Annotated in this window: 17 protein-coding genes and 1 riboswitch; of the genes, 8 read left to right on the forward strand and 9 right to left on the reverse strand. The window is 43.2% G+C overall.

Annotated elements, in window-relative coordinates:
- Positions 1–185: 185 nt before the first annotated feature.
- Positions 186–2,750, reverse strand: coding sequence for a TonB-dependent receptor (locus IEW93_RS07160; RefSeq protein WP_188738437.1), 2,565 nt, complete (start codon positions 2,748–2,750; stop codon positions 186–188).
- A gap of 235 nt (positions 2,751–2,985) precedes the next feature.
- Here IEW93_RS07160 and IEW93_RS07165 point away from each other — a divergent pair, with 235 nt between their 5' ends.
- The 5 genes from IEW93_RS07165 to IEW93_RS07185 all read left to right on the forward strand — a co-directional run bounded on the left by IEW93_RS07165 (position 2,986) and on the right by IEW93_RS07185 (position 8,340).
- Positions 2,986–3,525: a PH domain-containing protein gene (locus tag IEW93_RS07165; RefSeq protein ID WP_188738439.1), complete on the forward strand. Its 540-nt coding sequence runs from the start codon at positions 2,986–2,988 to the stop codon at positions 3,523–3,525.
- A 16-nt stretch (positions 3,526–3,541) separates the two neighbouring features.
- Positions 3,542–4,801, forward strand: a complete 1,260-nt coding sequence (locus tag IEW93_RS07170) for an Nramp family divalent metal transporter (protein ID WP_188738441.1) — start codon at positions 3,542–3,544, stop codon at positions 4,799–4,801.
- A 10-nt stretch (positions 4,802–4,811) separates the two neighbouring features.
- Positions 4,812–5,855, forward strand: coding sequence for a serine hydrolase domain-containing protein (locus IEW93_RS07175; protein ID WP_188738443.1), 1,044 nt, complete (start codon positions 4,812–4,814; stop codon positions 5,853–5,855).
- A gap of 84 nt (positions 5,856–5,939) precedes the next feature.
- Positions 5,940–6,404, forward strand: a complete 465-nt coding sequence (locus IEW93_RS07180; protein WP_188738445.1) for a YehS family protein — start codon at positions 5,940–5,942, stop codon at positions 6,402–6,404.
- Between the two features lie 247 nt (positions 6,405–6,651).
- Positions 6,652–8,340 carry an NAD-dependent malic enzyme gene (locus tag IEW93_RS07185; protein WP_188738447.1) on the forward strand — a complete coding sequence of 563 codons (1,689 nt, stop codon included), beginning with the start codon at positions 6,652–6,654 and terminating at the stop codon, positions 8,338–8,340.
- Positions 8,341–8,434: 94 nt separating this feature from the next.
- Here the strand turns inward: IEW93_RS07185 and IEW93_RS07190 are convergent, their stop codons facing one another.
- Positions 8,435–8,854 carry a DUF3069 domain-containing protein gene (locus IEW93_RS07190; RefSeq protein WP_188738449.1) on the reverse strand — a complete coding sequence of 140 codons (420 nt, stop codon included), beginning with the start codon at positions 8,852–8,854 and terminating at the stop codon, positions 8,435–8,437.
- 401 nt (positions 8,855–9,255) lie between these two features.
- Here IEW93_RS07190 and IEW93_RS07195 point away from each other — a divergent pair, with 401 nt between their 5' ends.
- Positions 9,256–11,094 (forward strand): tetratricopeptide repeat-containing diguanylate cyclase, encoded by a 1,839-nt coding sequence (locus tag IEW93_RS07195; RefSeq protein WP_188738451.1) that lies wholly within the window; start codon positions 9,256–9,258, stop codon positions 11,092–11,094.
- Positions 11,095–11,135: 41 nt separating this feature from the next.
- A complete protein-coding gene (gene queG, locus IEW93_RS07200) occupies positions 11,136–12,350 on the forward strand; it encodes a tRNA epoxyqueuosine(34) reductase QueG (protein ID WP_188738453.1) in 1,215 nt (404 codons plus the stop codon).
- Between the two features lie 56 nt (positions 12,351–12,406).
- On the opposite strand, the gene IEW93_RS07205 is transcribed toward queG, so the two are convergent.
- Entirely contained in the window at positions 12,407–12,613 is a 207-nt protein-coding gene (locus IEW93_RS07205) for a dodecin (protein WP_188738455.1), read from the reverse strand.
- A 328-nt stretch (positions 12,614–12,941) separates the two neighbouring features.
- On the opposite strand from IEW93_RS07205, the gene IEW93_RS07210 reads away from it, so the two are divergent.
- The gene (locus IEW93_RS07210; RefSeq protein WP_188738457.1) at positions 12,942–13,847 is read left to right on the forward strand and encodes a LysR family transcriptional regulator; all 906 of its coding nucleotides are present in this window, start codon (positions 12,942–12,944) and stop codon (positions 13,845–13,847) included.
- Here IEW93_RS07210 and IEW93_RS07215 read toward each other — a convergent pair.
- From IEW93_RS07215 to IEW93_RS07240, 6 genes are all read right to left on the reverse strand, one after another.
- Positions 13,827–14,567, reverse strand: coding sequence for an HDOD domain-containing protein (locus IEW93_RS07215; RefSeq protein ID WP_188738615.1), 741 nt, complete (start codon positions 14,565–14,567; stop codon positions 13,827–13,829). The genes IEW93_RS07210 and IEW93_RS07215 overlap by 21 nt on opposite strands.
- A 105-nt stretch (positions 14,568–14,672) precedes the next feature.
- Positions 14,673–16,649: a TonB-dependent receptor gene (locus IEW93_RS07220; protein WP_188738459.1), complete on the reverse strand. Its 1,977-nt coding sequence runs from the start codon at positions 16,647–16,649 to the stop codon at positions 14,673–14,675.
- Positions 16,650–16,780: 131 nt separating this feature from the next.
- A riboswitch (cobalamin riboswitch) is annotated at positions 16,781–16,972 on the reverse strand.
- Between the two features lie 129 nt (positions 16,973–17,101).
- The gene (locus IEW93_RS07225) at positions 17,102–17,767 is read right to left on the reverse strand and encodes a hypothetical protein (RefSeq protein WP_188738462.1); all 666 of its coding nucleotides are present in this window, start codon (positions 17,765–17,767) and stop codon (positions 17,102–17,104) included.
- 151 nt (positions 17,768–17,918) lie between these two features.
- Positions 17,919–18,224, reverse strand: a complete 306-nt coding sequence (locus IEW93_RS07230) for a DUF3622 domain-containing protein (RefSeq protein WP_188738464.1) — start codon at positions 18,222–18,224, stop codon at positions 17,919–17,921.
- Positions 18,225–18,350: 126 nt separating this feature from the next.
- Positions 18,351–20,267, reverse strand: coding sequence for a peptidase U32 family protein (locus IEW93_RS07235; protein WP_188738617.1), 1,917 nt, complete (start codon positions 20,265–20,267; stop codon positions 18,351–18,353).
- Between the two features lie 176 nt (positions 20,268–20,443).
- Positions 20,444–21,010, reverse strand: coding sequence for a phosphoribosyltransferase (locus IEW93_RS07240; RefSeq protein ID WP_188738466.1), 567 nt, complete (start codon positions 21,008–21,010; stop codon positions 20,444–20,446).
- Between the last annotated feature and the right edge of the window lie 45 nt (positions 21,011–21,055).

The following is a 21,055-nucleotide window of genomic DNA, read 5'->3' on the forward strand; positions in this document are numbered from 1 at the left end:
GTTTGACTATGGAAAATAATGTGTCACTTGAACTCACAATCATACTCGCCTGAAAGTTAAGTGCTGCACAAGTAATACCACTGCAAATGATGGTGTTATTTTTAATTCAACAGATTAAAACCAATAAAAAAGCCACATTACACGGCATGTGTTATGTGGCTTTTATCAGTAAAGTGGTTTTACATTTAGAAGTTCATCGAGACTTTAGTATAAATGAAACGTCCTAGTGGGTTATGTACACCCATTGCATAACCGTAAAGGTCAGCATCACCATCGCCGATAGCAAATGATGGGTCTTCATCAAACACGTTGTTAACACCCACGGTCAACTTAACCATGTCACTAAAGCGATACGAACCAGACATATCCACTAACAATTGCGAGTCAACGGTACGAGTTTGGTTGTAGTCTTCAAACTCACCAATGTAACTTAGGTTTAGGTTGGCGGCAAAGTCATCCATCATCCAGTTAGTTGTTGCTAACCAACGGTGCTCTGGGTACTCATACTCGCCAGTGTAATCAATCGTTGTGCCATCGACTTCTTTTTCGAAGCTGATTAAATAGCTGTACTCTAAACCAAACTTAACATCACCATAGCTATTTAACTCAAGGCCATAATGAGTTGATAAATCAAGGCCTTGAACCTCTTGCGAACCAATGTTAACAAAGCCTGAGTTGATTACATCAATCGTACCAAAGGTTTCACCTGCTTGTGGAGCATTACGCACACAAACAGTACTGTTTTGGTCACCACAGTGCTCATCATAAATATCTTGGTTTTGCAGTGAGTCAATTTTGTTATCTTGAACAATATTGAATAAATCAAACCCAATATCAAATTGCTGACTTGGTGCCCAAATCATACCCACGTTCCAAGTTTCAGACTCTTCAGCCTCAAGATCGGGGTTTCCAGCAAAGATAAAGTTGTAATCTAATAACTCACAATCAACGTTGTCAGCGGCACAGCGATAGCTATCAACTAAAAAATCACTCTTTTCAGATGGGCCTAAACCGATTTGCGCAAGTGAAGGAGCACGGAATCCAGTTGACCAAGAACCACGAGCGGTTAACTCGTCACTAATACCCCATTGGAAAGCAATTTTAGGGTTAGTCGTTGAGCCAAAGTCACTGTAACTGTCGTAACGGCCAGCAAGTTGTAACTCAAAGTTATCAGCAACAGGGATAGATAACTCAACATAAGCTGCATGTTGATCGCGTGAACCAAACGCCGAAATGGCCTCAGTACCAAAAATCAAACCACGTTGGAACTGCTCATCCGGAATATCGCTAACGCTTTCTTCACGGTATTCAGCACCAGCGGCCATCATAATATCGCGATCGCCAATAGAAAATGCATGACCAGAAATGCTGGCATCATAAGAGGTAATGTTCGACTCACCTTGTCTAACTAGGCTGGTTGTAATACGGTCAATCACATCTTGTGAGTTAATGGTGCCGCCAAATGGGTTGTAGTTACCAGCATCAATCTCAGCTTGTAGGTAATCTGTTCTTATCCAGCCTTGTGAACGGTCACCTGTTTGGGTTGATTCGCTGCGGCCACGTTGAGCTGACACTTCCCAGTCCCAATCGTTTACCACACCGCGAAGACCAGCAACAATACGCATAGTATCTGACTCGATATCCCAACGACGTGCGCCAGCATCTACCGTACGATAACGGCCAATATCAATATCTTGTCCAAATGGGTTATCTGGGTGGGTACCTGGAACGGTTAAACCGGCATCTTCATCTAACGGCGTTGGTGCACCGCCCGCTTCAGAGGTATTGTGCTGTACCGACAACTCTAAAAATGCCGTTAAATCTTCACCCAACATATAATCAAATTGACCAATAGCTCCAACACGCTCAGCCGTTGGGATGGTTAAATTGTATGGGCCGTAATCAAACAAACAACTACCACTTGCCGTTGCGCTGTCGGCTGGGCAATCAGGGTCAATGGTTTTTACGCCATTTACATAAAAATACCCAGGGAATCCGCGTGATGAACGGTAATCTTCACCACCATAAGGTGATTGATTAGCGGTACCAAAACGGCCCATGTCTTCGGCAGACAAAGTACCGTTAGTAAAATAATCTAAAATAACTGATGCACTACCTTTATCAGCTTTTACGCCCCATACAAGGCTTGCTGTGGTTTCGTCATAACCTGTGCCGCTGTCATCGCCGTAGCCTAGGTTAACTTCAAGACCTTCAATGTCTTTTTTCAATACAATGTTAACCACACCGGCAATAGCGTCAGAACCATAAATAGCTGACGCACCATCTTTTAAAATATCGATACGCTCAATGGCAGACACTGGAATGTTGTTAATATCAACAAACGAGTTTGAAATACCTTCAGCAAAGGCACTTGCACCAACTCGGCGACCATTAATTAATACCAATGTCGCATCAGGCCCTAAGCCACGTAAACTGATAGACGCGCCACCGTTTGCGGTAGAGTCTTGGCTGTTACCACGAGTAGAAAATGCGCCAGAGCCGTTAGCAGGCATGCGCTCAAGTAATTGCTGTAGGTTGTCAAAGCCCATGTTAGCAATGTCTTCTTTGTTTAACGATTGTACTGGCGAAGGGCCTTCAATATCAGTCCGTTTGATACGAGATCCCGTCACTTCGATACGTTCAACTTTTGCCTGAGCTTCATCAGCAGCTTGTGCAACAAGTGAAATAGGGGCTAAAGAAAGTGAAACAGCGATAGCGCAAGCGCTGCGTAATAGGTTAGGTTTTTTCATGATCATCCTTAACGTTAATTTATTGTTTTATATCCATGACTACTGCAAACTGCGGTATCTAAATTACCGCATACGACTTTGTTGGATTTTTTTATTTGCATATTCATGTTAAGTTATATTTTAACAATGTCAACACATTGTCAAAACAAGGCTGTAATGTAAATGTAACCAAATACTTAATCAAGAATATTTAAGTAAAAAAAGTGAATTTTAATTCTTACCTCAAGAAGGCTTTATGGCAGACGAACAGCAAGTTAGTGCACACTTTCATGCAAACCTAGGCCTATACTGGCTGGTGTCTGGTGCAGTGTTTTTTACCGTCAGTATTGTTGGCATTCCCTTGTTATTATTGTGGTTTCCTTTGGGTTTATGGGCGGTCAGACGGTATATTGCCAACATGAGCGCCGAATTAACCGAACAAAAACTCATTGTGCGCAAAGGTTTATTAACCCGAACTGAAAACACCATACCCTTGGATAAAATCACCGACATGGCGCTGATTCAAGGCCCTTTAATGCGCTTATTTGGCATACACAAGTTAACCGTTGAAACCGCAGGGCAATCTGGCCATGGTGCATTAATTAATCTGGTAGGTGTGGTTGATGTGCAGGCATTTAGAGAGCGGGTGTTATATCAAAAATCATTATTAAATCAGCGCAAAGAAAACGTTTCGCAGCCACCCGCTTTAGATGCTTTATTAGTGGAAAATCTACAACAAATAAACGCCACTCTATTGCGAATTGAACAAGCATTAACACCTAAAAACCGACAATAGGCATTTGCTATTAATCATGAATCACAACAAAAATTCCCTTTCATTTTTTGCACAAATGCAGAGTCTTTTGCAAGCAACCGGCCCTGGTATTTTAATGGCAGCAGCCGCCATTGGGGCATCACATCTAGTCGCATCGACACGTGCAGGGGCTGAGTTTGGCTGGCAATTAGCCTGGCTAATATTGTTGGTCAACATTCTAAAATATCCCTTTTTTGCCGCAGGCGCTCGCTATACCGCCGCAACAGGGGAAAGCTTACTCCAGGGTTACCAAAAACAAGGCCGAGGGTATTTAATGCTGTTTACTGGGTTAAACATCATAGCCGCTATCGCCAGCACAGCAGGGGTATGCATGCTCACGGCCGCCATGCTAACTCAGTTTATTCCGCTCTCAATTGATGTATTAGCCCTAATCGTATTGCTAAGTTCGCTGGCGTTACTGATATTTGGCCATTACAAACTGCTCGATAAACTCACAAAAGTGATTATGCTTGCCCTCACGCTCACCACACTCATCGCCGTTGCATTAGCATTTAATCACCAAACCGGCTTTGCTACGCCATCGGTCAGTGAGTCTCCCTGGCAATGGGCTTATGTCGGTTTTTTAGTGGCAATGATGGGCTGGATGCCAGCCCCAATTGAAGTCAGTGCTTGGAACTCCTTATGGCTAGTTGAAAAACGCAAAAGCCAAACCGTAACAGCAAAACAGGCAATTTTCGACTTCAACCTAGGGTATGTCACCACCGCAATATTGGCGATTGTGTTTTTAGCCCTGGGCGCATTAGTGATGCACGGCAGTGGCGAGCGCTTCTCAGATTCTGGGGCGGTATTTGCCTCACAACTCATCACCCTCTATAGCCAGGTGATGGGCAACGAAACCCGCTACTTGATTGGAATTGTGGCGTTTTTATGTATTTTTAGCACCACAGTCACTGTTATCGATGGCTACAGCCGCACCCTGGATATGGGGTGGAAATTGCTATCTAATAGCCAATCGCCACGCAACTACTTAACCCCAGTCATGCTAGCGGTGAGTGCTTTAGGCTTGTTACTGATTTTATTTTTTAAAGGCGCGTTACTGCCACTGCTTGAGTTTGTGATGATCCTAGCCTTTATGACCACAGTGATTTTTGCCTGGTTAAACTTCCGCTTAATGGTGAGTGATAACCTCCCAAAACAACATCGCTATGGCTCAGCAATGGTGGCACTATCCTGGCTTGGCCTAGTGTATTTAGTCGGTTTTGCCTTACTGTTTATTTATTGGTATTTAACAAAGTGATGTTTTTAAAATGATGGTTATAAACCGCGTCAAACAAAGGTTAAAGCAAGCTGCGGTATTACTCAGCCTAAACCTGTTACCTTTATCTGCTTTGGGGTTAACCCTAACTAATGCCGATGTGCAAACAATAGTCGATCAGGGCTCAAGACCCTTTACAGGCAATATATTAATCCGCGACAGCCAGCAAACTTATGTCGACTTGGCCAAAGGAGATGGCATTCGCGCTGACAGCCGCTTTCTCATTGGCTCCATCTCTAAAACCATTACTGCCACGCTAATTATGCGCGCGGTTGATCAACAAAAATTATCATTAAGCGATAACATTAGCGATCACCTTAATATCACCACCAAACAACCGATCACTGTCGCGCAATTACTTAATCACACCTCAGGCATACTCCCGCCAACATCTGCGGAGCAACATGCACAATTGCAATTTACACCAGGCAGCCAGTTTAGTTACTCAAATTACGGCTACAAACTGCTTGGCGATATACTGAGCCAGCGCTATCAAATGCCCTACTCTGACCTGGTAAACCAATTTGCTAAGCAATATCAGCTCGATATAAGCGCTGACGTAGGTGAAATCACTGAACTATATGCAAAGCAGCCACGACTCGTGCCCGGATTGATGGAGCAGCAACAGCAACAAGTGCTGTTAGATGAGCTCACCATAGATAATGGCTTAATTGCTTTTGGCGCCATGCAGGCCACTAGCCAAGGGATTGCTGCATTTATTTCAGGCTTACCCCAGTTTTTATCTTCTGCCAGCATAAAAGCAATGACATCACCTAGTGCCAAAAGGCCACATCGATGGGGCGAACTTGGTTACGGGTATGGTTTACAAATTAGCCAGAATGCAGGCCTGGTTGAATACAGCCATACAGGTTACCTGCCCGGCTACATTAGCCTGATGCTCTACTACCCACAAACGCAATTAAGCGTAGTGATTTTAGAAAACACCTCATGGGACCTAAACAACATGGAGCGCGTATTTGGTTTGCATGACAAAATCCGCTTTGCCATAAGAAATCAATTAAAAACTGACGAATAATCTGACGCTTCGCGCATAACTCGTTATAATAGTCATTCGTCACTTGACCTAAACCAAACATGCGCAGCCGCGCCAGAGAACCTTATGATTAACAATGATATTCTTCGCCGTATTCGTTTTGTGTTTGACTACTCAAACGCCAAAATGATTAACATTTTCAGCCAAGCTAATACCGAAATCACCTCAGATCAAATTATTGCCTTACTGAAAAAAGAGGACGAAGAAGGTTATCAAGCGTGTAATGACAAATTAATGTGTCAGTTTTTAGATGGATTGATTATCAATAATCGTGGTCTAAAACCCGGTACTGAAGTGCCAGCACCATTAAAGCAATTAACCAATAACTTAATATTTAAAAAATTACGCGTTGCCCTAGAAATGCGTGAAGAAGACATCATAGCCACCTTAGCCCTAGCCGATTTTGCCATGTCAAAATCTGAGCTTGGCGCACTATTTCGTAACCCTGACCACAAAAACTATAAAACCTGCGGCGATCAAGTGTTACGTAATTTTGTAAAAGGGTTATCGATTAAACATCGTGGTAAGTAATATACAGTAACCTTATTATATTAATGCGTAGCTTAGGCTGCGCATTTTTGTTTCTGATATTTGTCACTCATATTTGTCCCTAGGGATATGCATTCAAACAACACACTTGAGTCAACTGAATAAAAGTACAAGATAAAAAAGGTGATTTTAGTCACTTAACAGACCACAAAAAATACCAGACGTGATAATCTATAATGATAAATATTTTAATAACGATCAAATACGATCTCACACATTAAGGTTCCCCATGGACGATAATAAACGCCCCCTATATCTTCCTTTCGCTGGCCCTGCGATCCTTGAATCACCACTGCTTAACAAAGGCACTGCATTTAGTGAAGAAGAACGCATTTACTTTAACCTCGAAGGCCTATTGCCTTGGGTGATTGAAACCATCGACGAGCAAGCATCACGCGCTTACGATCAATTCAAAAGTTTCAACAACGACCTTGATAAGCATATTTATTTACGCAACATCCAGGACACCAACGAAACCTTATTTTACCGTTTACTGCGTAATCACATCAGCGAAATGATGCCGATTATCTACACCCCAACAGTAGGCTTAGCCTGTGAGCGTTTCTCTAAAAACTATCGCCGTAACCGTGGGTTATTTATTTCTTACCCAAACAAAGACCGCATTGACGACATTTTAAATAACTCTACTCGTCATAAAGTGAAGGTGATTGTTGTTACCGACGGCGAGCGTATTTTAGGCCTTGGCGATCAGGGTATTGGCGGCATGGGGATCCCCATTGGTAAATTATCGCTTTATACCAGCTGTGGTGGTATCAGCCCTGCATACTGTTTAGCTGTTACCCTAGACGTGGGCACAGATAACCCGCACTTACTCGAAGACCCAATGTACATGGGCTGGCGCCACCAGCGTATTGGTGGCGACGAATACGCAGAATTTGTTGAAGAATTTATGCAAGCGGTGAATCGTCGCTGGCCAGATGCGTTAATCCAATTTGAAGATTTTGCACAAAAAAATGCCATGCCATTGCTTGAGCGTTACAAAGATCAATATTGCAGCTTTAATGACGATATTCAGGGCACTGCAGCCGTTACCGTTGGGTCATTGCTAGCCGCTTGTAAAGCCGCTAACAGCAAATTAAGCCAGCAGCGAGTCACCTTTTTAGGTGCCGGTAGTGCCGGTTGTGGTATAGCCGAAGCCATTGTGGCGCAAATGGTTGCAGAGGGCATTAGCGACGAACAAGCTCGCTCGCAAGTCTTTATGGTAGACCGTTGGGGCTTACTACTGGACAACATGCCTAACCTATTGCCATTTCAGCAAAAGTTAGCTCAGCAAAGCAAACGTGTAAACACTTGGGACAACTACAGCGATAACATTTCATTACTCGATGTTGTCAACAATGCCAAACCAACCGTATTAATTGGCGTGTCTGGTGCACCTGGGCTGTTTACCGAAGAAATCATTCGCGCCATGCACAGCCACTGTGAACGCCCGATTGTGTTTCCATTATCAAACCCAACAAGCCGTGTTGAAGCAACACCAAAAGACATTTTGCACTGGACATCTGGCCAAGCATTAGTGGCAACAGGTAGCCCATTTGAGCCCGTTGTGGTTAATGGTCAAACCTATGAAATTGCCCAATGTAATAACAGCTTTATTTTCCCGGGTATTGGTTTAGGCGTACTCTCATGTGGCGCCAAACGCGTGTCAGATGAAATGCTTATGGCGTCTAGCCAAGCATTATCAGAATGCTCGCCATTGGGTAAAAGTGGTACAGGCTCGTTACTGCCAAAACTTGAAGATATTCAAGAAGTCAGCAAATACATTGCCTTTGCAGTAGCCCGAACCGCAATTGACCAAGGGTTAGCACTGCCATGTACCGATGAGCTGCTAAAACAATCGATAGAGGCCAACTTCTGGGAACCAGAATATCGCCGCTATAGACGCACCTCGTTTTAATTAATATTAAGCGCCTTAAAACAAAAAATCCCAGCTAGGCTGGGATTTTTTATGTTTGCTTACAATGGTTGAGTAAACATTAAGCCGACATTACCTACTTAAAACTGTTAAACATTGAGCGATCTGTACGGGCTTTTTTAAGCTTGCGAATGCACTCTTTAAGCGACTGCTCAGCTAAACGGCCAAATACGCCATCGTATTCATTGTTTTGCATTTCTTCTTCAGAATCGGCACTGTCTGCAATTTCTTGCGCAACGCGGCTAAGTTGCATCCACGCATTGGCAATATAAAAACCATGAAACTCAGCTTTAGTCATTAACTTTTGTGCACTACCTGGTAAAGCATCCCAAGCTTGAGCAAACACATTGGCATTGTCTGCTACCAACTCATTAAATAAGCCTTCGTAAGCCTCTAATAGTGTTTCAGGTAATTTGTCCATGGGTAACACTTTATTAGCCACATTATATGAAATTTGCTTTGCTACTTTTTCATATTCTTGATCAACTTTGCTCATGATACTCTCTCTACTTTAGCAATAATTTACATGATGTTTGGCCAACGCTCAGGCGCTTGTCTGCCAACTCTGCAAGGCTAAGTGAATAAAGCCAAGTGTATATACCCAAACAACCTGAACACGCAGAACCTCGTATCATCAAGTTGATTGGGTATACAAACCAACATCACAAAGGCGTCTTTATACCCGGGTGTTAAACCGAATGCAAACATGCTTTAGCGTCACAATGACTGCCCAGCTAAGGTGTAACAAAAAATCAACATCCATGGTTGCATTGCATTGTTTGTATACAAGACATTTGTTTAAAAAAACGCTAATCTAAACAATAATAATTAAAATGAGACTCAGTCGCTTTGTTTAAATCAATATTCTCAACAATCATTTATTGCCTAATAGTGCTGTTGTTAATAACAATAACTGGCAAAGCAAATGCCACCCCTAGCGACAACCCGCGGGCGGATGAAATTTATCGATTGTTTGACAGTGGTGAATTTTTACCCGAAGAAAGAGTAAACAAGCTACTAGCAGAGTATAAAAGTACATTAGCTGCCAACGATTCAATTAGGCAACAATTACACATTAGATTAACTTGCTGGAACTTACCCGCAGAGACCCCAGAGCAACTCAACGCAGCGGTAGATTATGCCAATGAGTACCTCAAGATTTACAGCCAACCTAGCCCATCACTCATTCAGGTAGACTTACAATATTGCAAAGCGTGGTACTTGCATTACCTTAACAAAAACAATGTGCTTTTTGACGATTTAAACACCGCTATCGAAAATGCCTATTTACTAGAAGACCCACGCCTAATTGCCGATGGCCGCAGTATCCGAGGCACCATTTTATCTTATAAAGGGCACTTTTCTGCCGCACTAGAAGATCTCATCAAAGCACAAAATCTGTATGACACGCTCAATACCCCTTATTGGGCCAACGTCAATTTGGGCGAGCTGGCTAACACTTACCGACGCTTTGGCGATGCCAAAACAGCGCTAAAATACCAATTAAAAATTGAACAGTACTACCGTAAAAATAAGCAACTCTTTGCCGCTACACAAATTAATACCGACATTGCTTATTCACTTGAAGAGCTAGGCCAATATCAGCAAGCCATTGACAGATTTAAACAAAGTCATGCATTTTGGCTTAACGAAAAAGAACCCGCAGCCGCGGCAAACATGTCTGTAAACATTGGCGGTAACTTAATTAAATTACGCCGCTTTACACAGGCACAAAAACAACTCGAACAAGCCGAAAAGTTCATCACATCAAACAATAATGGCAGTTACGGCTACTTAAATTTATATCTGGCTGAAGTTCATCATCAACTTGGTCAGCACAAAATCGCGTTAACATACACCCAAAAAGCACAAAGCGCATTTAGAGAAAGCGAAAACACTCGGGGCCTTAATCAAGCCTTAATGCTAACAAGCACAATCTATGAAGCGTTAGCGCAATGGTCCGACGCATACTACTCGTTATCTGCCTATGTTGACTCACACCTAGCACTCGACAAACAATCCATTTCAGATCGCAACGCAGAAATGCAAACTCGATTTGACACAAACAAAATACAATCAGAAAACGAATGGTTAGTACAACGAGACAAAGACAAAGAGCAGCAACTACAAATACTGCAACGCAATGAACAAATGCAAATTATTATTATTGTTCTCGTGGCCATTATTTTAGCCATTGTATCGGTATTTGCATACAGACAAGTTATGCGAAAACAACAATTTAAAGCTTTAGCATTAACCGACGAACTAACCAACCTATCAAACCGTCGCGACACCTACACACAAGGCCAGCGCTTTTTAAAAACGGCCAAACAGTCTGGTAAACCCTTTTCTATCATTTCATTTGATGCAGACCACTTTAAAAAAGTGAATGACAATTTAGGCCACGAAATCGGCGACAAAGTACTAATCAAATTAGCCTCAATTTGCTCAAGTATGATGCGCGAAACCGATGTGGTAGGCCGAGTAGGCGGCGAAGAGTTTTTAATTTTGCTTCCTAATATCGACAAGCAACAGGCAATCGACATCGCGACTCGTTTAATTGACACCATCGCCAATTATGATTGGTGCCAAATTTCGCCTAACTTAGTGCAAACCGTCAGTGCCGGAGTGGCAAGCTACAGTAACGAAACAGAATTATCCCCCTTATTACTCAAAGCCGATAAAGCACTCTATTCAGCTAAGGCTGCCGGCAGAAACTGTGTCAAAGCCGAGTAAAATGCGTATAATTTGCGGTGAGTTTACTAAATGACAACACCATGACAGCCACAACCCCAGCACCAAACACCGCCGCTACGACTATAACAACTGAGCCATGCCCATTAACACAGGCCCAGCTTGATGCGCTTAGCAGACAAATAAAACACTGGGGAAAAGCACTTGGCTTTGCTCATATCGGCGTGGCCGATATTGATTTAAGCCAACACGAAGCTGATTTACAAAACTGGTTAAACAAAGGCTACCACGGCGAAATGAATTACATGGCCAGCCATGGGATGATGCGAGCTAGACCTCACGAACTCCACCCCGGCACCTTAAGAGTCATTTGTGCCCGAATGGATTACCTGCCACCAGATGCAGGTTTTGCCAGTAACTTAACCGACCCCAACCTAGCCTACATCTCGCGATATGCTGGCGGCCGTGATTACCATAAAATGATCCGCCAACGGCTCAAAAAGCTTGGCGATCAAATCACCGAACACTGTAAAACCTTAGGGTTTAATGACACAGACTTTAGGCCATTTGTCGACTCAGCCCCCGTACTAGAGCGGCCATTAGCCGACAAAGCAGGCATAGGCTGGACAGGTAAACACTCGCTGATTTTACATCCAGATGCAGGCAGCTGGTTTTTTTTAGGTGAGTTACTCGTAAACTTGCCACTGCCTTTAGACATCCCAATCAAAGAAGGCTGCAACACCTGTGTAGCCTGCATAAAATCGTGCCCAACCAATGCCATAGTCGAGCCTTACGTGGTCGACGCGCGCCGCTGTATATCGTATTTAACCATCGAACTACAAGGCGCCATTCCTGAAGAATTTAGGCCGTTAATAGGCAACCGCATATACGGCTGCGACGACTGCCAACTCGTTTGCCCAGTTAACAGCCAGGCACCAGTAACAGCCGAAACCGACTTTCATACCCGCCCAGCACTGTTCCAGCCAGAACTCATCACGTTATTTAACTGGTCAGAAGCGCTTTTTTTGCGCCAAACTGAAGGCAGCGCCATTAGGCGAATAGGCCACAAACGCTGGCTACGCAATATCGCCATAGCATTAGGCAATGCCCCAGCAAACCCAAATATCATCAACGCACTCGAGCAACGTAAACACAGCGACGAAGTCGACGACATGGTACTCGAACATATCGACTGGGCCATAACCCAACAAAAGCAAAAAGCGCCACAAGAAGCACTTTCACGCAAAACCCAACGGGTTATAAGAGCAATACAAAAAGGCCTACCAAGAGATGCATAATGGCGATAAATCGTAAGACTAAACATAACTAGTCATCACAATTCATATCACTCGTGTTACTTATCTAAAGTAAACCCCACTTTTATGGTGACTTGCCAATGTGCAACCAACCCTTCTTCTAGATGACCGCGAGTTTCTACAACTTCAAACCAGCGTAAATGCTTTAGGGTTTTATTGGCTGACGCTATGGCATTTTTAACGGCGTCATCTGAGCTAATGGGTGATGACCCTACAAGTTCGATAATTTTGTATGTGTGGCTCATGCTCGGCTCCTGTTATTTATCTGTTAGCACCTATTCTCAGTATAGTATTAATACCATTGCGCGTTAGTAATTGATCTCTCAGCGATTTATTTTTTGCCTATTAAACGTAACCTCATGTTTAACCTAGTAAAGCCTTTGCCTGACGATAATTCAATAACTGTCAATCTTTAAGATTCACCCACCCCTTTCATTAACTAAAATTAATAGTTAAATATGTAAAAAAACTCATACAGGCGTCTGGACGTCTAGAAGTTTATTGTGGTACTCTGCTGCTATGCAACAGAATTGATTTCATCAGCTAGTTGAGCAAGATTCATGTGGAGAGAAAATGATAGAGCTTAGACACCTTCGCACCTTGATGGCGTTAAAAGAGAGTGGCAGTTTGGCTGGTGCGGCTAAAAAGCGGTTTGTAACCCAGTCGGCGCTTTCTCATCAAATTAAAGAGTTAGAGACTCGTATTAACTCGGCTATTTTTGTGCGTAAAAGTAAACCGTTAACTTTCACTCACGAAGGTGCGCGACTACTGAATTTAGCAGAAGAAATCTTACCTAAGGTGATAGCCACTGAGTCAGATCTTAAACGGGGTCTTGAAGGGGAAAGCCAACAGCTTAAATTGGGCATTGAGTGCCATAGCTGTTTTCGTTGGTTAATGCCGGTGATTGAGCAGTTTAAGCAACATGCTCCTGCGGCGCAGATTGATATTTCAAGCCGTCATTTGTTTGATTCGCTTAATGCATTAGAAACGGGCGGATTAGACATAGTGTTGACCTCAGATCCTGTGCCTGGTCACAGTGTGGCATATCAACATTTGTTTGATTTTGAAGTTAAATTAGTCACAGCAAGTGAGAGCCCATTAGCTAAAAAGGCTTATGTCACCCCAACTGATTTAGCAAAACAAACGTTAATTAGTTACCCTGTACCCTTAGCTCGATTAGACATCTACAAGCACTTTTTAGAACCCGCAGGTGTTGAGCCTGGTGAGCAAAAACAGTGTGAGTTAACCTCAATGTTACTGCAACGAGTGGCCTGTAATGATGGCGTTGCAACACTACCGACTTGGTCAATTCGTGAAAGTCAGGGGTTAAGTTTAACGGCAGTAAAATTAGGTGCAGAAGGACTAAAGCGCCCGTTATTTGGCGCTTATCGCCGCGATGCCACCAATGCTAATTTGATCCAAAAGTGGCTTGAGCTTGTTGCAAGCGAAGGCTTAGCGTTACAGCGGATTAATCAATAAATTGCGTTTAGATAACACACGTCGAAGCACAAGTCCTGCTGAGTCAGGATTTTGTGTTTGACGTAAGTTATGCGCAACCATGAACTCTACTCGTAAATCATCGTCTAGCCCTAGCGATTCAAACGCCTCTAAAGACAGTTTTTGTTGCTGCTGTTCAATTAACGATTTAAGCACTTTTAACGACACAGGTCTGGGCAACTCAGCGTTTAAATAGGCAAATGCTGTTAATGCAATAACCTGCCCAAACACACTAAAAAGCGCTAAGGTTTGCACTTCATCTGCGTCAACGTTTGTGCCTGCGCCTGCGTCGTTATCTTGGCGTAGTAATTCTATACAATCTTGGGCAATTGCTTCATTTAACGCCCAGTAACCTTGCACTAGCTTTTTGTAGGGTTCGGCTAGCTCATCTAGGCGCTCTTTTAAGTAAAACGAAAAAGCGTAACGGTAAATGTTCACCTGCCCTAGGCGGATTAAGGCATCTTTAACACTGCGGCTTTTGGTAGACACCACACCGGCTGCTTGAGCCGTATTGCTGCGCTGCAACAGGTGCGCTGCAAGGGCTGGGTCGGCTGAAACTGTATCAATTACAATACGAATATCGGCTTCGTTAATTAGCGCCTTTTTTAATGGGATCAAAATACCACGACGACCAATGACTTGTTCTTCATTGCCAATAATAGCTTGAACTTGAGTCAGTACTTGTTGTTCAAGGTTTGTCATATGCATCAGTTACCTTAGGTGAATGATTCATTAATTTAACGATATATCAAAATGAAAGCCAGTAATAGTTACTGGCTTTAATGTGCATACCGTTGGCTTTACCTTTTAAAAGCGGTAACCGGCAGTGATCCTAAATGAGCGACCCGTACCTGAGTAATAACCGTTGCCATATAAAGAGTAATAGCCTGTTCCAACATAGTCTTCATCGGCGACATTGTCTACACGCACGCTCGCGGTCCATGCATCACGATGATAAGTTAATGCTAGATTAGTCAGTACATAGCTGTCGAGTTTATCACCGGCATTACTATTATCACCTTCCATATAACGCTCACCTGTGTATACGGCTTCTACAAAGGTTTGCCAATTATCGGCAAAGTCGTAGCTAATAAACGCTTTGCCTGAGTGCTCAGCCACCCATGACAATGCTTTACCATCGTTTTCGCCTTGGGTAAATTCAGCGTCGATATAGTCATACGATGCCCCCATTAACCAATCTTTAGATAACTGCACTTCGTAACTGGTATTGACACCAAAACGGCGAGACTCGTCGGCGTTAATGTTAGCACCACCACCATATGGGCCGTCGGTGAGGCTAGCGTCATAAACGATTTCGTCTTCTAATTCGAGTTGATATGCATTTATTTTTAACATTTGGGTGGCTGTGGTGTAATCCCAGCCGGCCTCGTATGAGCGACCTGTTTGTGGGTCTAATCCTTGCACATCTAATGGCGTGTATGCTTGCTCATCGACTTTAGCAAAACGGAAGTTATCACTAGCGCGAACATAAAAACGATGCTCAGCACTTGGGCGATAATTAAGCCCAAGTTCAAGTGCGTGAGCGTCGTTGTCGAGCTCTATGCCATTGCTGTACAGCAGTTGATCCGTTAAATCATCGCTGACCTCAGAATAACGGCCACCAACAACATAAAATAAGCTCGATGTTAACGGCACACTGGCCTGTACATAGGCGCTTTGCATGGTTTGTTGGTTATTGCGTTGTAGATACAGGGTGTCAAAATCGGCTTCGCCGCGGCTCACATCAATCCCTGTTACTAGGGCAAGTTCGCCATTAGGTAGTTGATAGTGTGCGGTTGCTTTTGGTGAAAAACTCAATAAATCACGCTCAATGCGCCCTGCACTGCCATACAAAAAACTGTTTGTTGCGCTATCTGAGTAAGTTAAATCAGCACCAAGCGCCCATACATTGGTGAGCTGGTATTGGTAGCCACTGCGCAGCGCTGTGGTGATTTCATGCGCGTATTCGCCCGCAGAAAACGAGGCCACCTGGCGAGGGTTATCTTGATATTGTGCAAGGGTTAATGCACCTGGTGTTTGGCGATCATTATCATAATGGTTTACCTCAATGAAAAAGTCTTCAACGTCTGTTTGGTACTGAATACGGCCTAAAATTGAGCCGGTTTCATTTTCATTGTTGTCACGATAATTATCGCTTTTGTTATAGCTACCCGCTAAAAAGTAGCGCCAAGCCTCATTTATTGAACCAGAAACATCGCCTTTGGCTTCATAGGTATCAAAACTGCCGCCACTGACTTGCAAGCCGCCTGCGGTTTCGGTTGGCGCTTTGGTGATAATGTTAATCACTCCGCCTACGGCTTGATCGCCATATAATACCCCTGCACTACCAGATAAAATTTCAACGCGTTCAATTAAGTTAAGCGGAATAGACTCAACGCTTGGTGCTGAAATATCGATATTATTGAGTCGACGACCATCAACCAAAATTAAGGTGTTGTTGACCGCTTGTGAGGCCGAAAAACCGCGCATTGAAAAAACTGCACCAGAATTGTTATCAGAAACTTGTATCCCTGACTGGCCACGGAGTAAATCGGTTAAATTATTGGCGCCGCTCATTTCAATGTCGGCTGCATCAATAACGTTTACATTGGCAGCAATATTAAGCGGATTGGTTTGATTACGACCGATAACCACTATGGTTTCATCCATGGTTACGCCAGACGCGGAAGATTTTACTGATGTAGGTGCGGCATTAGCATTAACGCTAGTGGCACAAAAAATTGCACTTAATAATAGTGCGATTGTAGTTGGTTTAGTACCCATTTACCTTTAACTCCTAAAAGGAAAAATGGGGCAGTAGCGCCGCAATATTGAGCACCACTTTAGGGGGAACACTCTGTTTGAGCACCCTAAAACGGCATAACATCACATCTCGAGATCTGCCCACCGAAATCTTCGAAATCACCTTTATGGCCGGTCTCCGGACTGAGGTTGCGGTACTTAACTGTACACTCGAGCGAAGATGGATTTTCATCAAGGCTCTCACCAATCACCGTTGCGGGGGCAGTACCAGACTTTCACTGGTTTCCCGATTCTCCAATTGAGCTAATAACACTCACCTTGGCACCGTAAAGATTGACTAAACGTTTAAATATAAAATAAAAATGGCTTCATGTAGCACAGCCGTAAACACCGGCAGGATTATAACGGAATAGTCGTTTAGCTGATAGGTTAAAAGCAGGAAAACAACGCGCGTATTATTCACGTTAACAGCGTTAATGCTCTGCCATAAAATCGCGATAATTGCTTTGGGTAATAGGCACTGTTTCTTTGGTGAACACCGCGGTACGAATCGACTTATGCACCAGGTATATGTTTTCATTATCGCTGATGACCGTAAAGTAGCCCATTTCACCACGCGGGCTGGTAATGTAAGAGGCCGATACCACTGCTGAAGCATTATGGATATTGGGCATACTGGTGCAGCCTAACAATCCGTGCACGGCTTCATAACCTTCTACTTTCATGCTACCTAATGGTTGGTAAATCACTTCGCCCTGGCAATGTTCTTTGTAGGTGTCGGCCATTGAATCTAAAAATTCTGCGGGTTCAATGTCTTCTGCAAGCCCATTAAATCCTTGCATGCACATTAGGTTAGACCAATCATTTAGGGTTTCGTTGATGGGGATAAATTCGGCCATGGTCATGTCGCCGCGTTTTTCGTCAAACGCCAACTTCCATGAAAGAGGAGGTAAAAAGCCGAAAGTTTTAGATACTGTGGTGAGGCGTTTTACATCGCTAGACATAACAAGCACGCCAGATGAGTCACTTTGAGGTTCCAAGGTAACCCATGCTGGTGAAGATGCGTACGCGGTGTGAGGCAATAGACTAGCTATTCCTGAGCACCCCGCGTAGCAGATAAATGCTGCGATTTTGTTCATCCCAATAACATCCTTGCAAGGAATTAGTGTGTTTAAAAATCATTCTAATTAAGTATATCCTATCCTGAACATACCGTAATTAAAACATATCCATAACATTTAGCTATTTCTAGCCGAGCATATCTATAGCATTTACCTATTAAAGCAGCATTTAGTTGAAGTCGTCTTCTTCGTCAACGATTTCGTCTTCATCTACAGCAGATTCTGCAGCGATAGCAGCCGCTAAGCTTTTTGCCTTAAGGTGTTTTTCAGTTTTACGCTTGTTACGGTCAGCCTGCTTTGACAAAAAACCTTGTAAAGCCTGTTCGCCCCATGCAATGGCTTCTGCTTCTGTGGCAAAACCATCTTGGCTTTTAGACACTATGGTTTTTGTCGCTGTCATACGACGAGTGATTTCGGTTTTCCACGTGTTTTCAACTTGTGTTACACGTAAACCATACTTTTTGCTATCGCTCATAATCTTTTCAATCCTACTTTGGGTATCACGGGACAAAACCCATGAAATTTCAGCCGCGCAGTGTACTCGATACTCACGAGTTTGGGCAGCTATTTTGGTTATTTTTAACGCTTTTTTGTGATGGCGTTATTGCTGCTTCACTAACTGGTTAGAACCGACAATCATCATTTCACATTTGTAGCAGTCAAACACCAGTTTTAACTTATCTTTACCTACATCTAAAAACATTGGCTCTGCTTTAATGCCTTCAACTTCTTTAGGGCATAAATTAAAGCTGTAACGCAAACAGTGTTTAGTGACCATTAATGGCGCGTCATGCAGTACGGTGTTTTTTTCGTAGGTGTCTTCGATTTGAATAACACCATGTTGCTCGTAAAACGATTTGGCTTTTTCGTTGGCCACGTTAGATAAAAAGCTCAATGCTTTTTGTGGAAAACGGGCCGTTTTATCATGCACCCAGCGCTCAGGACGTTGATAAGCGGCAACCCTTGCGGCCATTAATGCGCTTACTGCATCGCGGCGAAGTTCGTTTACCATTGAGGCCGGTAAAAACCACATTTGCTCGGTTTGTAAGTTAATTTTATTGAGTACAAAGTCACTGCTACCTAATTTGCCTAATTGCTTTTTAAGGTTGTCAGCGGTTTTAGCTTGATCGTTTGCAGGCGCTTTATCGCAGGCGAGCGTTACGGTTGCGCTAATATTATGCACATCGGTAATGGTTAATCCTACGCCATCATCGGTATCAAAAAACTGCATATCAACGGCAATTTTACGGCTTGCTGAGTCTTTGTTTAGTGTGGCTTCAAATTTATGGTCGAAGTTACGAAACATCATTACACCGACTTTTAAATCTTTTGGCACCTCAGTTAAAAACAGAGTATTGCCGTCGGCACGATTAACACGCAAACCAGACAACTTGTCGTCTGACAAACGCTGAGTTTCGTAATGTTCAACGAAGTAACATAAGCCATCACCGTTGTTAAACTGAATGTCTTTGCCGCTCTCTTTGGTGTCAATTTTGATAAAGTCTTTACCGACCTGGCTAATACGACCGATTTTTTCGCCAATAAATTTAGGCGAGCTAAAATGCTCAATGGCTTCGGTGCGCTCGTTAACAAAGTAATCAGTTTTACCGCGGTTAAAGCTTTTATCTGGGTCGGGCGTAAAGTTAAACTCGCAGCGACCATGAGATATAGATTCTAAATCATTGCGTTTGGCAATAATGGCATCTAATTGCTGACGATAATGCGCTGTGACGTTTTTAAGATAGGTAATGTCTTTTAAGCGCCCTTCAATTTTAAACGAGCTAATACCAGCATTGATTAAGGCTTCTAGGTTATCGGTTTGGTTGTTGTCTTTAAGTGACAATAAATGCTGGTTTTCAGCTAATACATCACCGTCACGCGTGGTTAAATTACACGGTAATCGACACATTTGTGAGCATTCGCCACGGTTAGCACTGCGGTTTGAGTACGCGTGGCTTAAATTACATAATCCACTGTAGCTTACACATAAAGCACCATGAATAAAGAACTCTAGCTTCATTTTAGTGCTGGCGGCAATATCACGAATTTGCGGAATGTTCAGCTCGCGAGCCAACACCACCTGCGAAAACCCAACCTGCTCTAAAAAGACGGTTTTTTCAGGGCTGCGGTTATCGGTTTGCGTACTGGCATGCAAAGCAATTGGCGGTAAATCTAGCTGTAAAACGCCCATGTCTTGAATGATCAAGGCATCAACGCCGGCTTCGTAGAGTTCCCATATGAGTTTTTGCGCTTTTTCTATCTCGTTGTCCATTAAAATGGTGTTTAATGCCACAAACACCTGGGCATGGTAACGATGTGCAAACTCAGCCAGGCGAGCAATATCTTCAACACTGTTACCAGCATTGTGACGTGCGCCAAACGCTGGGCCACCAATATAAACTGCGTCAGCACCATGACGGATAGCTTCAATGCCGTAATCAGCATTTTTGGCTGGGGCTAGCAGTTCAAGTTGGCGCTTTACAGGTGCCTCTGGGGTAAACAATTCTACAGAAACCATAATGTTAACTAAATTTCGCTCAATTCTGATAAAAAAGTGCGCCAACATACTGATATTGTCTCATTGACATTAGTATGTTGACGCACTCGCATTGTTTTGTATTTTAGCAAACTTTAAACAAAGTTCTAAGTAAAATCGTGTTTATATAAGCCGCAGGCTTGAGATAACTATGGGGCTTATAAAAACAGGTCTTGAATGTTTTTAAAGTCAGATTTGCCTTCGGCGATTTCTTTAGGATCCAACCCCGATACCTCATGCGGAAACACTAACCAGTCTTCAGATGAATGAATAAAATAGTCAGGTTTTAAATCCACTTTGGTGTTTTTAGGTTTGTAATAGGGACAAGCTATGCGAATGTCGTTGGGTACGTTTAAGCGCATGAACTTTTTAAGCTTACCAATCAGTGCATCAATACTGCGGCCCGAGTCAAACACGTCATCAACAATGAGCAAGCCATCGCTGGCATTAGCATTTTCAATAATATAATGCAGGCCGTGCACTTTAATGTTTTTATCTTGCTTGTCGGTACCGATGCCGTAATAAGATGAGGTGCGCACCGCAATGTGGTCAGTTTCGACTTTTTTAAAGTCGTAATACTCTTGCACAGCAATACCAATTGGAGCTCCGCCGCGCCAAATACCAACTATAAACTGAGGTCTAAAACCACTGTCATACACTTGCGCAGCCAGTCTAAATGAATCTTCTAAAAGTTGTTGTGCGCTAATATAGTGTTTATCGGTCATTACTGAAGCCCCCTGTTAATTTGTTGTCGGGAATTTTATACCAAA

The organism is Shewanella inventionis, from assembly GCF_014641855.1.
Lineage (GTDB): Bacteria > Pseudomonadota > Gammaproteobacteria > Enterobacterales > Shewanellaceae > Shewanella > Shewanella inventionis.

Bases quoted from the DNA above. Each gene is read 5' to 3' on its own strand.
- IEW93_RS07175 (WP_188738443.1), top strand. From the start codon at position 4,812: ATGATGGTTATAAACCGCGTCAAACAAAGGTTAAAGCAAGCTGCGGTA.
- IEW93_RS07215 (WP_188738615.1), bottom strand. From the start codon at position 14,567: ATGACAAACCTTGAACAACAAGTACTGACTCAAGTTCAAGCTATTATT.
- IEW93_RS07220 (WP_188738459.1), bottom strand. From the start codon at position 16,649: ATGGGTACTAAACCAACTACAATCGCACTATTATTAAGTGCAATTTTT.
- IEW93_RS07185 (WP_188738447.1), top strand. From the start codon at position 6,652: ATGGACGATAATAAACGCCCCCTATATCTTCCTTTCGCTGGCCCTGCG.
- IEW93_RS07160 (WP_188738437.1), bottom strand. From the start codon at position 2,750: ATGAAAAAACCTAACCTATTACGCAGCGCTTGCGCTATCGCTGTTTCA.
- queG (WP_188738453.1), top strand. From the start codon at position 11,136: ATGACAGCCACAACCCCAGCACCAAACACCGCCGCTACGACTATAACA.
- IEW93_RS07230 (WP_188738464.1), bottom strand. From the start codon at position 18,224: ATGAGCGATAGCAAAAAGTATGGTTTACGTGTAACACAAGTTGAAAAC.
- IEW93_RS07225 (WP_188738462.1), bottom strand. From the start codon at position 17,767: ATGAACAAAATCGCAGCATTTATCTGCTACGCGGGGTGCTCAGGAATA.
- IEW93_RS07240 (WP_188738466.1), bottom strand. From the start codon at position 21,010: ATGACCGATAAACACTATATTAGCGCACAACAACTTTTAGAAGATTCA.
- IEW93_RS07170 (WP_188738441.1), top strand. From the start codon at position 3,542: ATGAATCACAACAAAAATTCCCTTTCATTTTTTGCACAAATGCAGAGT.
- IEW93_RS07205 (WP_188738455.1), bottom strand. From the start codon at position 12,613: ATGAGCCACACATACAAAATTATCGAACTTGTAGGGTCATCACCCATT.
- IEW93_RS07165 (WP_188738439.1), top strand. From the start codon at position 2,986: ATGGCAGACGAACAGCAAGTTAGTGCACACTTTCATGCAAACCTAGGC.
- IEW93_RS07180 (WP_188738445.1), top strand. From the start codon at position 5,940: ATGATTAACAATGATATTCTTCGCCGTATTCGTTTTGTGTTTGACTAC.
- IEW93_RS07190 (WP_188738449.1), bottom strand. From the start codon at position 8,854: ATGAGCAAAGTTGATCAAGAATATGAAAAAGTAGCAAAGCAAATTTCA.
- IEW93_RS07235 (WP_188738617.1), bottom strand. From the start codon at position 20,267: ATGGTTTCTGTAGAATTGTTTACCCCAGAGGCACCTGTAAAGCGCCAA.
- IEW93_RS07210 (WP_188738457.1), top strand. From the start codon at position 12,942: ATGATAGAGCTTAGACACCTTCGCACCTTGATGGCGTTAAAAGAGAGT.